We start from the raw sequence: 11,516 nt of genomic DNA, 5'->3' as shown, positions 1-11,516 counted from the left end.
TTTCCGTTTCTTTGAGTGGCTGACCGAGAATCGGGATGTGTTTGCCGCTTACAAAGCCAGTTTAGGCTTTATTTGGGCTTGAAATTTGTTTAAGTCCCAATAAGGGGATTCTGGTTCAATCTGATGTCATAGGTTCCTACAATATTTTACGAAAAGCATTCCCAAATGCGTTTAACCGCTATGGGATAGAGAGGTGCGTAGTTCACCCAAGGAGAATCAATCTCTCGAAGTAAAAGTGAAAGGAATTTCTGAAATGGAATTCAGTCTGTCTATATTTGACTATACTTTTACTAACTATTACCTCACCCACTTTGACAGAAGGGAGTTATGGTCGGTTAAGCGTCAAAACATCGAGGCTTTTCCTTGATGCTGGCAATGTAAACTTTGATTAAGAGAAAGACTTCTAGCTCCGATCCGATGTTATATTAATAATTGAAGCTAAAGAAAAAAGCTTCCCTGACAGATCGACTGGCAAGGTTATAAAGGTCAAGTTCACAAAGGAGTAAACCCTGTTAAAGTTACATTCTGTCTCGATAACGACGATAACAGCGATCAACCTGAACGCTCATATTTCCTAGAGTAGAGAACAAGGGAGTTAGGCAATTGGAACTAGAGTCCAATGCGTCTCCAACCAGTCTCAAGTTGTGAGGGGAAATACCTGAGAATCGGTAAACTGATCGCTGTTATTGTTTGTCAACACAAGTAATTGATCATTGCAGTCGCTCTCCTTTGATGAGATAATAGAAAGTCTTCTGTTCAAAAGGATATCGATAGGATGCGACTCTCTCAACAGCTTTTTGTCACTCTCCGGGAAGATCCGGCCGAGGCGGAAATCCCCAGTCATAAATGCTTGGTGCGTGCCGGTTACATTCGTCGCATTGGCAGCGGTATTTACGCCTATTTACCCCTGATGTGGCGGGTTTTGCAGAAAGTCTCCCAGATAGTCCGGGAAGAAATGAATAAAGCCGGCGCCCAAGAATGTTTACTTCCCCAACTGCAACCGGCGGAACTCTGGCAAGAATCAGGCCGTTGGGACACCTACACAAAAGCAGAAGGGATTATGTTTGCCCTGACGGACCGGCAAAACCGGGAGTTAGGATTAGGACCGACTCACGAAGAAGTAATTACTGCCGTCGCTCGTGATTTAATTCGTTCCTATCGACAATTACCGGTTAATTTATATCAGATTCAAACTAAATTTCGCGATGAAATTCGCCCTCGTTTTGGTTTAATGCGGGGACGAGAATTTATTATGAAAGATGCCTATTCTTTCAATCTCGACGAGGAATGTTTAAAGAAAACCTATCAAGCGATGGATATAGCTTACCGCAATATTTTCCGCCGTTGTGGGTTAGCTTTTCGGGCAGTAGAAGCCGATTCTGGAGCGATTGGCGGTTCCGCATCCCAAGAATTTATGGTCTTAGCTGATGCCGGAGAAGATGAGGTTTTATTTACCGCCGATGAAAAGTATGCGGCTAATGTGGAAAAAGCCGTTTCTTTGCCGGCAGATAAAGTGGCTTCTCCCTTTAAAAAGTTTGCTAAAAAAGAGACTCCTAACACCAACACTATCGAAAGTTTAGCTAAATTTCTCGATTGTTCTGCCACCGCTATCGTCAAAAATGTTCTCTACGAAGTGGTTTATGATAGCGGCATAACTGTTTTAGTTTTGGTGAGCATTCGGGGAGATCAAGAGGTTAACGAAGTTAAACTACAAAATGAATTAGTTAGACAGGCGAGCCGTTACAATGCTAAAACAATTTTGGCTTTAAAAATACCCGATGCTGCCGCGCAACAGAAATGGGCAACTAAACCTTTACCTTTGGGTTATATTGCTCCCGACTTAGAAGATAATTTGCTCAAAAAAGCCAGCGATATAGCTCCTAAGTTTTTACGCATAGCAGACAACACGGTGACAGACTTAGAAAACTTGATCACCGGTGCAAATGAAACCGGGTTTCATGTAGTGGGGGCCAATTGGGGTAAAGATTTTATCTTACCAGAATTAATCGTCGATCTACGCAAAGCCCAGGTAGGCGATCGAGCTATTCACGATCCTGATCAAACCTTGCAAAGTGCTAGAGGAATTGAAGTCGGTCATATCTTCCAATTGGGCTATAAATATTCTCAAGCCATGAATGCTTTTTATACTAATGAAGCGGGAGAATCTACCCCCATTTGTATGGGTTGTTATGGCATAGGAGTATCGCGTTTAGCCCAGGCAGCCGTAGAACAATCCTACGATAAAGATGGCATTATTTGGCCAGTAGCTATTGCCCCCTATCAAGGGATTGTAGTTATTCCTAATTTAGCTGATGCCGAGCAGGTAAAAACCGCCGAAAGTTTATACAATGAGTTAAATCAAGCCGGCATTGAAACCCTTTTAGATGACCGGAATGAACGTGCGGGAGTTAAGTTCAAAGATGCGGATTTAATTGGGATTCCCTATCGCATTGTCACGGGTAAATCTCTCAAATCGGGTAAGGTGGAATTAGTCGAAAGAGCCAGTAAAAAAGCGTCAGAAGTAGCAATTAATGAGGTGGTTTCCTATTTAAAAACTGCTATTTCAAAGGTAAATGCTTCTGATTAAGTGATTAAATATACAGATAATTTGCTTAATTTCTTGAAAAACTTCTAAAAAAGGAGCTTTTGAGATTACTATATTATCTTTATGTCGATTTCTCTCAAAGCAAGTCTCAATCAACAAATTCAATCTCCTTAATGATGGCGATTTTTTGCTGTATTTTCTCAAGCATATAGTACTGACGACCGACTCCTGACTACCGGCTCCTAACCCCACCAACAAACTTTTTCAGCAGACCCTAATTAAGACTTGATCCAGTGGAATATGAGTCAGAAAAAATGTTTCTCCTTCCGAATCTCGCAAAGCTTCTAGATAGGCATCAATTCCTCGCGGTTGAGGCCAATTTTCAACATCTGCCAAATGCAAAGCCAAAGCCGATCGCATTTGCTCCGTTGTTTCTTCTAAAGTCGCCCCTGTTGGTACACACCCTACTACATCGGGTGAATAAGCGGAAAATCCCGTTTCACTTTTTTCGAGAACAATTAGATATTTGTCGATCATTTTAACCCCGCTTCACTTAACTTTTTCTATAAATCATAGAAATAAGGATAAAGCTCTGATTCTAGAATATATTGACTTGCTTATTTGAAAATTGCCTAACAGGTTCCAGGATCAAGTTTTCGATGATTGGCAATAGTTAAAGTCTCTCTTCTCTGGGAGATAACACGACGCAATTTAATGTGACTTCCTCGTTGACTGTGAATAGTAAAGCCAAATCGAGCGAGAATCTTGATCACGTCTTTGCCTGATAGTTGTTTCAGTTTAGGCATATTCAGGCTGTAACTCAACCGTAATCTGTAGAGAAGGTTTGGCAACTAGACCAAACTCACTAGGCTCTTCTCCTTCTAAATGTAATAAGACAGCTTCTTTGAGATTATTAACCACCTCATCCAAGGTATTTCCTTGGGTAACAACCGAAATTTCCGCGCATTCGGCCACATATCCTTGTTGTTCACCAGAATAAATAATTGCGGTAATTTTTGAACTTAATTCAGCCATAATTGCTCAGATAAAATACGTTTTGATTGTAATAGAGTATATTTTAGCTATGGGGAAATAACCTGAAAAATTGGGAGAGATTTGTCTCGTGCAGTGTAGTCTTCGATAAGGAAATCTAGAACTTCAAGGGCATTTTGTAGCGCTTCATTGTAGGTTTCGCCGTGAGTATGAGCATAGGAGACAAATTCAGGGAGATGGGCGATAAATTTGTTGTCTTCTTGTGACCATTGAATATAAATACTATAGTGATAATTCATGGGTTGTCTCCTTGATTTAATTTGGCTAGTTCCTGAAGTGCATTTCTTCCGTCTTTTTCCTGGTAGTGATCGGCATCACTACTATTTTTGCCTAACAGGATCAAGCTATATTATAAACGGGGATGAATTCAGTGGTTATGACCGCTATTACCTAATCTCCATAGTGTGTTTTTGTACGAATAATCAGAATAGTTTTATCGTCTTCATAAATTTCATAAAGCAGACGATCTTTTCGATTTAGGCGATAGGAATACAAGCCTTCTAAATCGCCTTTTAAGGATTTGCCAATATAGGGATTAATTGCAATTATGTTAGTTAAAATTTCTTGAAGTTTGACTTTTTGTTTTTGGGTGAGTTCGTCGGTATCTTTTCGCGCTTGTTTAGAAAAGACAATTGTGTAGGTTGTCATCCAAATACTTGTTCCATTGTGAGGGTTTCTCCTGCGGCATATTCTCGTCGTGCTGATGCAATGTGTTGTAATAGTTTGGGATCTTGCATGAGTTCGCTGGTTTCAGCTAAGGATTCCCATTCTTCTTTAGTGATGAGAATATAACTGCGATTTTCACGAACGATCACTACTCCATCGGGTTCTTTTTCAGTGCGATCGCAGAGTTCTTCTAGGTTGGCTTTGGCGTAATCAACGGTAACTTGATACATAAATCGCTTAAGGTTTTTGGGAATTACTCTCATAATAAAGCAAAAATTACTTGTTGGCTGACGTTTTCATTATTTATTTTGGGCTTTTCAGTTCTGATCGAGAAGAAGGCGATATGACAACTTTAGTAATGATCTAAGCCGTAACTTGCATAATCTCTTTAGCGGGAACAGCTAACACTAATTGATTAGGATAAACAATTTCTACGCCAATTGTCTCCATAAATGCTTCTTTTTCTGCTTGAGTGGTTGAGACAAAATTTCCTTGTTCATCATATTTAACCCAATTCCCAAATAATTCTACTAGGTAAGCCTCCCCATTTTTCAGAACTTCTACAATTGCTCCAACTGTACCGATAGGCGCAATTCCACCATCGGTTAAGGGAATATCTTCCGTTAGTTGAATATCATCAAATAATTTAAACTTACTCATTTTTATTACCCTAAATTTTTATTGATTGAAACTAGAAGGTACTGCTGTTATTTCAGTTAACAGTTAACAGTTATCAGTGACTATCGCCTACTGTCTCTAATATAGCTTCTAGGTCTAAACCAAGAAACCCCCGATATCAGGATAACGTAAAGTTCAATCTCCTTTATTGCTGCATGAGTTCGGCAGTTTCATCTAAGGATTCCCATTCTTCTTAAGTGATGAGAATATAACTGTGATTTTCCCAAATTATTGCCACTCCATTGGGTTCTTTTGAAGTTTATTTTGGCTTTTCCGAGATCATGGTGTAAAATGTTCTATGAACGGTTAAATACTAGGAGATATTACTGAACTGAGAATATTTGGGCTATGCGGAAATAGCCCGGAGAGGTGGGAGAGATTTGCCTCGTGCAGTGTAGTCTTCGATAAGGAGATCTAGAACTTCAAGGGTGTTTTCCTCCTCTAGATTTTGTAGTTCTTGCAGGGCGTTTTGGACTAATTCTATTATGGCAGCCGATAGTAACTGGGGTTGTTGCTAGACTGGTGGCTCTTGACAAAAGATCATGTTAGTTATTTTTCTGATGAAGATTATTAGTCACCTTTTCATGTACTATGGATCTATGGCAATATTTTTGAAGGATCACGAGTGATGCAATCCCTAATGCTCAGAGTTAAAACTGCTTGGAGAAGTAAAAAAATAAGGGTAATTATATCGCTCCTATTGCTTTTTATCTTGATGCCAATTTTTCTTTATGCTTGTTTTAGTGATCTTCCTAACCAATCATCGGAGCAACGGCCAGGAACCCTTTTGGTTTGGTATCCAGAAGAGGGCAATTTAACTGAAGTAGTAGGTCTCGGTTTGCAAGAGTTTGAAAAATTAAATCCGCAAGTGACAATTCTTGAACAAGCTATTCCTGTTGATGAGATACCCGAACGTTTTTTTAAACAATCTCAAAGCGGATTGGGTGCGAGTGTTATTCTAATTTTTTCGAGAAATATACCCAGATTAGTATCCCAAGGAGTACTGGGGGAAATTGACCAGAACAATCTAGATTTATCTATTTATTATCCCCCGACGCTGAAACAAGTTAGCTATCAAGGAAAAATCTATGGCATTCCCTTAGGTTCCCGTACAAATGTACTGTGTTATAATCAAAAAAAATTACAAGTTAGTCCCGATCCAGCGCTGAAGCAACCTCCCACCAGTTTAGGGGGATTAGTGGAACGTGCGCGCAAAGGCTATTCTGTGGGGATGGTGTCCTCTTTTGAAGATACTTTTTGGGGAATGGCAATTTTTGGCGGCTATTTGTGGGATGATCAGGGTCGGCTGCAACCTCGCTTAGATGGTTGGGCAAAATGGCTAGAATGGCTAAAATTTGCCTCGTCACAGCCTAATTTTATCCTCAATCGTCAACGGGAATTACTTCATGATGCCTTTGCTAGAGGCCGCTTAACCTATTATGTGTGTAATTCTGTGGAAATTGCCGATTTAAAAAACAGCCTACAAGATGATCTCAGAGTCGCTTTACTTCCCCAAGAAACTCAGGGTAAAGCAGCACCAATTCTCTATACACGGGTGATGGTATTTAATCGCAATAATAGTGATAATGAAAATAGTTTGGGGTTAGCTTTAGGAAAATTTCTCTCTAATCCCGAACAACAATTACAAGCAATCATCCAAACAGAAAGTTTTATTCCCACTAATCGACGGGTGCAGATCGAAGGAAATTTACTACCGCTCGAATCGGTATTATTACAACAATCTCAAAATGCCGTGGCAGTACCTCTGGATGATTGGGAAAAGTTGAATAAAATTTTAGAAGAAGGAGAATTTTGGTATGAAAGAGCGATCGCTGGTGAAATATCTTCCTCAGCAGCAGCCCAAAAACTGACACTTTATATTCAATCAGGTCTCGATCAGGAAGTCAGGAAAATAAATTAATTATGAACAACAATATCCCCTCTCTTTCGGAAATAATTGCTAACCAATTATTATTTTTAGGACGCAGGAATGTTCAAAGTCAATTAGCGATCATTTTTCTGTCTTTAATTCTTGCTTGGTTATTATCAAAATGGTTATGGTCTTACTTAGAAAAAAGATTTACTCCCGTCACCAGTTTGATCCATAGTGATCAAAAATTAACCGTCCGTCAATATTTTGCTATCCTGATACATTTTCTTAATTTTCCAGTTATTAGTCTAATTTTACTTGACTTAAAGTATCTAATTTTTTTCAGTCAAAACTGGACAAGAGGAATGATTAATTTATCCATACAATTAATATTTTTTTATTTGATTTATCGTTGTTTATTAGCTGGATTATACGCTAGGTTTTCCGTCAATACAATTAAATATTATCATGGTCGGCTTTTAGCACCTTTATTGGTATTATTCCTCCTGAGAAATATTATTGGTGTTTACAATAATATTCAAGAAATTGCCCAAGTATCTCCCTTCAATTTATTCAATAGTCCGATCACATTGAGAAGCATATTTATTTTGATAATAGCTCCCTATTTTCTGGTAATTATTGTTGTTCTTATAGAGAGTATAATTCTGAGCATTACTAATTTAAATCAGCAAGCGAGTCGCGGTGAAATTGAAGCAACTTTACTGTTAGGACGTTATTTTTTCATTGTCTTAGGTTTTATTATCATCTTGGGTTATGTGGGAGTTAATGCAACGGCAATAGCGGCAATTACTGGCGGTTTATCGGTGGGTATTGGTTTCGGTATGCAGCAAGTGGTAAGTAATTTCATTAGCGGTATTTTACTATTATTTGAAAAAGTTCTCAAACCCGGTGATATCATTAATATTGAAGGACAGACTTCTCAGGTAAAAAAGCTAGGTATTCGAGCGACAACAGTGCAAATTCTTACAGACAATTCCGAAAAAATTATTCCCAATCAAAAGTTTTTTACTGAGGATGTCACCACCTACACGGGTAGTGATAACTTGATTTATTGTTCAGTTGTTATCGGAGTTGGTTATAATTCTAACGCCCAACAGGTGATGAATTTATTGCTAGACATTGCCGCTCAACATCTTCACATACTTAAAAACCCCGAACCAGTAGCCTTTTTTCTGAATTTTGATCATTCTAGTTTAAACTTTGAATTAAAGTTCTGGTTGGATGATGTCAACAGGAAAAAGCGAGTAATTAGTGATATTAATTGTGTTATTCTTGATAGGTTTACTCAACAGGGTATCGAGATTCCCTTCCCGCAGCAAGATATTCACATTCGCAATAATTAGCAATTTATCCCAGTCAAAAATATTATCGGATTATTTTCATCTGAAAATATATCACTTTCACTTATTAAATGTATGTATTTATAGCGTTTCCTAAGCTAGTGAGGTACACCTATTTTTCTTCCCTTTTGCCTTCTGCCTCTTGCATGAGTGCCTAAAACCCATAACTTTTGTACCTCAGCAGACTGAAAAACGCTATATTGTTTTTTTTTATTAATGGCTTATATCTTGACATAAAAACAATTTTAATATACTATCATGGTAGAGATAGTATATTCAGAAATCCTCAATAATCTAGAATCAAAATCTCCCAGATTAATCTATCGATTTTAACAGGAAAATATCGAGGTTTTGCTCATGATTTTTCGTCCTACTTGGCTCGGCACTTTATCGCTTGCCCTTGCCTTAAATTGGCCCCTTAGTGCCTCAGAAACCTGCGTCCCGATACCTTTGATCGGTGGTCAAGGAAACCAAGTAACCAAGACCGTTTCTCAACCGACCGTTCCCAGTGTGTTCGGTGTCGATATCACTCGCAATAACTGGAATACCGATTGGGCGGTTCCGAGCGATCGCAGCTGGCAAAAATTCGTGGCCACTATATCCTCGGATGAGGGTGGTTCCTTCGATATCCAGATGTACCTCAAGTACAGCGATCAAACCACGGGACAGTTTTTTAACCAACAAGATGTACGGATCGACCCGGGTAAACCCCTGACTATTACCGCCACACCGGAACCCAACGATGAACCCTATCAAGTCAATCTTTTTATCGGTGGTGTCAACCATTTCGGCAAGACCTACACGGTAACCGTTGTCGGCTGCTACCGCTAGATCGTTTTTTTAATAGTGAGGAGTGAAAAATTATGGGATTCTCGCCATGCCGCCTGCTGATCTGGACTTTGTTCGGTTTATCGTTTCCCGTCCCCAGTGTTCTTGCCGAAGCGATAGATGACGGGAAAGCGATCGCTCCCGTGACCGTTGCCCCTTCCTTCTGCGAGGGTTTTACCCCCTTGACCAATAGGGTCGCCCCCTTGCTATTCGAGGGGGAAACCCGAACCGAGGAATTACCCGACAGTGCCTGTGCCAAGGAGCTGGCGGGAGTAGGAGCGCCCGTTTTGCCAGCCTCTCCCCTCACAGAACCCACCCCGGCTGCGACCCCGATCGCACCGGAAAATCCCGCTCCCCAGGGCCAAGAGGATCGAGGTTGGCAGATTAAATTTCAGCCCTACGCGACCATTCCGATCAGTACCTACGGAACCGCAACGGCCCGGGGACGTACCGTCAGCTATCATCTCGATCTCGGGGAAGTGTTACAATCGCTCCGGGTGACCGGTAGCGCGCGCGTGGAAGCCTGGAACGGTCGTTTCGGTTTGATTTTCGACGGTTATTACGCCAGCTTGAGAAACGTGATCGACCGGCAGAAGACAAGGGTTCGACAGCCGAATTTTATCGACTCCTTGAATTGGTTGCTGAGTCGGGATGCCAGCCAGAGAATTCAAAAAGCGATCAATGGACTCGAAGGCATCTCCCAGTCGGTCGATCGGATACAAGGATTAAAAGAAGAGGGGAGCTTTCAAGAGGCAGGAGACAAAATTCGAGCGTTACGACAGGATATCGCCCTAAAAACCGAACAATTAAGCCAATTACCAGCGGCGGCCGAAGAAGTGCGCGATCAGATACGGCAGGAAGTCGCCCTTCGGGAGGAACAGTTACAGGAACTGGAAACGGCGATCAATAACGCTCGGCAACGTTTTCAGCAAGAGATCGTTCCGAAAATCGAGCAGGCGCAGGAACTGAAGACGACCCTCGCAGAAATTCGACAGGAGGTGCAGCAAGAGGTCGAGCGAAAAGCCGAGCGCTTAAACGAATTTAAACAGGCTCTTGACAGCCTTCAAGGACAATTGGCCGAACGCCAGAATACTTTACAAGAAATGGTCGTAAAAATTCAGACTCTCCCCGACGTGGATATAGGTGAGATTCGGGATAATATCGATATTCGAGATCTCCGGGATTTAGAGCAGAAAATAGCAGAATTACCCCGCGATCCTGCCTTTAGCGATCGGCTAGGAAATTTAAAGGATTTTCAAGAAAAGCTCTCGCAAATACAGGAAGCACTGGCTAGAGGGCAGGAAAAAATTCAAGAATTGCGGGGGTTAAAAGATAGCGAACCCCTGCAACAACTGCAAGCGAAGATTCAAGAGTTACGGGAGCTAAAAGATAGGGAACCCCTACAACAACTACAAGGGAAGATTGAGGAGTTGCGGCAGACTAAAGATAGCGAAATCCTCCAACAATTGCAAGCAAAAGTTCAGGAGCTACAGCAGTTAAAAGATAGCGAACCCCTGCAACAACTGCAAGCGAAACTCCAAGAGTTACGGGGGTTAAAAGATAGCGAACCCCTGCAACGACTCGAACAAGAAATTCAGAACGCCCGAGAATCGCTCGAACAACTAGAACAAACAATGCAACAGGTACAAGAATTCGCCGACAATCGCCAATTACAGCAACTCGAAGCGGATTCGGAAACAAACCTACAATTCGATCAGGGCATCTACGATTTCGCCGTCAGTTACCATATCGGCGCTCCGATCAGCCACGAACTGCCCGAAAAACCCTCTAATCGCTCTTTTCCCTTAATTTGGTTCCAGCCCTATGCGGGCCTTCGTCTCAATAGTATTAGTATCGATATCGAGCAAACGCTTACCGTACAACTATCCAGTCCCCTCGTCAACTTCAGCCAAACTTTCCAACAAACCTTCAGTCAGGGGAGAACTTGGTTTGAACCGCTCCTCGGCGGTAAATTTGGGGTACAGGTGTCCGATCCGATCACTTTCTGGATTCGGGGAGACGCTTCCGGTTTCGGGCTGGCCGGCGATACAGATCTAAGCTGGAACCTCCTGTTTGGAGTCGATTGCTGGGTGAATCGCCAAATTTCCCTGCAATTCGCCTATCGTTTCTACGGGATCGAGTATAAAAACGGTAGTGGCGATAACGCGTTCGGTTTTACGCAAAACTTTAACGGACCCTTTCTCGCCGCCACTTTTCACTTTTAACTTAGTGTCAGCATTCATCCCTCGCGCTTAGCGCGATGGGACGGGGCTTTTAAAGGGCCCAAGTAATTCGCCCCAGGGGTTCCCCTCATCGAAAATTTGGGTCTGAAACCCCGTCGTTCTACGACGGCTTTACTGTTAAATATGAGCAGCGTTTACGAAATATATGCTAAAATGTGAGACATGGAAAAAGCCTATTCGTTTCGATTTTACCCCACACCAACACAAGAGTCGCTATTGCGGCGCACATTGGGCTGTGTAAGATTAGTTTACAACAAAGCTCTCCACGAACG

Annotated in this window: 13 protein-coding genes and 1 pseudogene; 6 read left to right on the top strand and 8 right to left on the bottom strand. The window is 41.5% G+C overall.

Annotated elements, in window-relative coordinates:
• Window positions 1-775 precede the first annotated feature (775 nt).
• A complete protein-coding gene (locus IM500_RS12835; protein WP_190721411.1) occupies window positions 776-2,587 on the top strand; it encodes a proline--tRNA ligase in 1,812 nt (603 codons plus the stop codon).
• A gap of 222 nt (window positions 2,588-2,809) precedes the next feature.
• Here the strand turns inward: IM500_RS12835 and IM500_RS12830 are convergent, their stop codons facing one another.
• The 8 genes and pseudogenes from IM500_RS12830 to IM500_RS24495 all read right to left on the bottom strand — a co-directional run.
• Window positions 2,810-3,082 (bottom strand): type II toxin-antitoxin system HicB family antitoxin, encoded by a 273-nt coding sequence (locus IM500_RS12830; protein WP_190721412.1) that lies wholly within the window; start codon window positions 3,080-3,082, stop codon window positions 2,810-2,812.
• A 95-nt stretch (window positions 3,083-3,177) separates the two neighbouring features.
• Complete coding sequence (locus IM500_RS12825; RefSeq protein ID WP_190721414.1) at window positions 3,178-3,351, bottom strand: type II toxin-antitoxin system HicA family toxin; 174 nt, start codon at window positions 3,349-3,351, stop codon at window positions 3,178-3,180.
• Entirely contained in the window at window positions 3,344-3,580 is a 237-nt protein-coding gene (locus IM500_RS12820; protein WP_190721416.1) for a type II toxin-antitoxin system HicB family antitoxin, read from the bottom strand. The genes IM500_RS12825 and IM500_RS12820 overlap by 8 nt, the downstream gene beginning before the upstream one ends.
• Window positions 3,581-3,627: 47 nt before the next feature.
• Window positions 3,628-3,837, bottom strand: coding sequence for a type II toxin-antitoxin system HicB family antitoxin (locus IM500_RS12815; RefSeq protein WP_190721418.1), 210 nt, complete (start codon window positions 3,835-3,837; stop codon window positions 3,628-3,630).
• Between the two features lie 151 nt (window positions 3,838-3,988).
• A complete protein-coding gene (locus tag IM500_RS12810; protein WP_002745103.1) occupies window positions 3,989-4,246 on the bottom strand; it encodes a type II toxin-antitoxin system mRNA interferase toxin, RelE/StbE family in 258 nt (85 codons plus the stop codon).
• Window positions 4,243-4,494 (bottom strand): type II toxin-antitoxin system Phd/YefM family antitoxin, encoded by a 252-nt coding sequence (locus IM500_RS12805; protein WP_041804225.1) that lies wholly within the window; start codon window positions 4,492-4,494, stop codon window positions 4,243-4,245. Before IM500_RS12805 ends, IM500_RS12810 begins: the two co-directional genes overlap by 4 nt.
• Window positions 4,495-4,627: 133 nt before the next feature.
• Complete coding sequence (locus tag IM500_RS12800) at window positions 4,628-4,924, bottom strand: DUF4926 domain-containing protein (RefSeq protein WP_061432032.1); 297 nt, start codon at window positions 4,922-4,924, stop codon at window positions 4,628-4,630.
• Window positions 4,925-5,288: 364 nt separating this feature from the next.
• Window positions 5,289-5,378, bottom strand: a pseudogene (locus IM500_RS24495) (type II toxin-antitoxin system HicB family antitoxin); the annotation flags it as partial.
• A 192-nt stretch (window positions 5,379-5,570) separates the two neighbouring features.
• Here IM500_RS24495 and IM500_RS12795 point away from each other — a divergent pair.
• From IM500_RS12795 to IM500_RS12775, 5 genes are all read left to right on the top strand, one after another.
• Entirely contained in the window at window positions 5,571-6,863 is a 1,293-nt protein-coding gene (locus IM500_RS12795; RefSeq protein ID WP_190723196.1) for a sugar ABC transporter substrate-binding protein, read from the top strand.
• A 2-nt stretch (window positions 6,864-6,865) separates the two neighbouring features.
• Entirely contained in the window at window positions 6,866-8,176 is a 1,311-nt protein-coding gene (locus IM500_RS12790) for a mechanosensitive ion channel family protein (RefSeq protein ID WP_190723197.1), read from the top strand.
• A 354-nt stretch (window positions 8,177-8,530) separates the two neighbouring features.
• Entirely contained in the window at window positions 8,531-9,004 is a 474-nt protein-coding gene (locus IM500_RS12785) for a hypothetical protein (RefSeq protein WP_190723198.1), read from the top strand.
• A 32-nt stretch (window positions 9,005-9,036) separates the two neighbouring features.
• Window positions 9,037-11,226 (top strand): coiled-coil domain-containing protein, encoded by a 2,190-nt coding sequence (locus IM500_RS12780; RefSeq protein WP_147071071.1) that lies wholly within the window; start codon window positions 9,037-9,039, stop codon window positions 11,224-11,226.
• Between the two features lie 180 nt (window positions 11,227-11,406).
• Window positions 11,407-11,516, top strand: a 110-nt coding sequence (locus IM500_RS12775; protein WP_287738602.1) for a helix-turn-helix domain-containing protein, incomplete at its 3' end; no start/stop codon positions are given.

The sequence above is a fragment of the Microcystis sp. M179S2 genome, assembly GCF_020245805.1.
GTDB lineage: Bacteria > Cyanobacteriota > Cyanobacteriia > Cyanobacteriales > Microcystaceae > Microcystis > Microcystis aeruginosa.
The sequence above is the reverse complement of the archived record's forward strand: the minus strand, read 5'-3'. Positions and strand labels throughout refer to the sequence as shown.

What these genes read in the sequence shown, in the direction of transcription:
- IM500_RS12835 (WP_190721411.1), top strand. Translation starts at nt 776, where the DNA reads ATGCGACTCTCTCAACAGCTTTTTGTCACTCTCCGGGAAGATCCGGCC.
- IM500_RS12830 (WP_190721412.1), bottom strand. Translation starts at nt 3,082, where the DNA reads ATGATCGACAAATATCTAATTGTTCTCGAAAAAAGTGAAACGGGATTT.
- IM500_RS12825 (WP_190721414.1), bottom strand. Translation starts at nt 3,351, where the DNA reads ATGCCTAAACTGAAACAACTATCAGGCAAAGACGTGATCAAGATTCTC.
- IM500_RS12820 (WP_190721416.1), bottom strand. Translation starts at nt 3,580, where the DNA reads ATGGCTGAATTAAGTTCAAAAATTACCGCAATTATTTATTCTGGTGAA.
- IM500_RS12815 (WP_190721418.1), bottom strand. Translation starts at nt 3,837, where the DNA reads ATGAATTATCACTATAGTATTTATATTCAATGGTCACAAGAAGACAAC.
- IM500_RS12810 (WP_002745103.1), bottom strand. Translation starts at nt 4,246, where the DNA reads ATGACAACCTACACAATTGTCTTTTCTAAACAAGCGCGAAAAGATACC.
- IM500_RS12805 (WP_041804225.1), bottom strand. Translation starts at nt 4,494, where the DNA reads ATGTATCAAGTTACCGTTGATTACGCCAAAGCCAACCTAGAAGAACTC.
- IM500_RS12800 (WP_061432032.1), bottom strand. Translation starts at nt 4,924, where the DNA reads ATGAGTAAGTTTAAATTATTTGATGATATTCAACTAACGGAAGATATT.
- IM500_RS12795 (WP_190723196.1), top strand. Translation starts at nt 5,571, where the DNA reads ATGCAATCCCTAATGCTCAGAGTTAAAACTGCTTGGAGAAGTAAAAAA.
- IM500_RS12790 (WP_190723197.1), top strand. Translation starts at nt 6,866, where the DNA reads ATGAACAACAATATCCCCTCTCTTTCGGAAATAATTGCTAACCAATTA.
- IM500_RS12785 (WP_190723198.1), top strand. Translation starts at nt 8,531, where the DNA reads ATGATTTTTCGTCCTACTTGGCTCGGCACTTTATCGCTTGCCCTTGCC.
- IM500_RS12780 (WP_147071071.1), top strand. Translation starts at nt 9,037, where the DNA reads ATGGGATTCTCGCCATGCCGCCTGCTGATCTGGACTTTGTTCGGTTTA.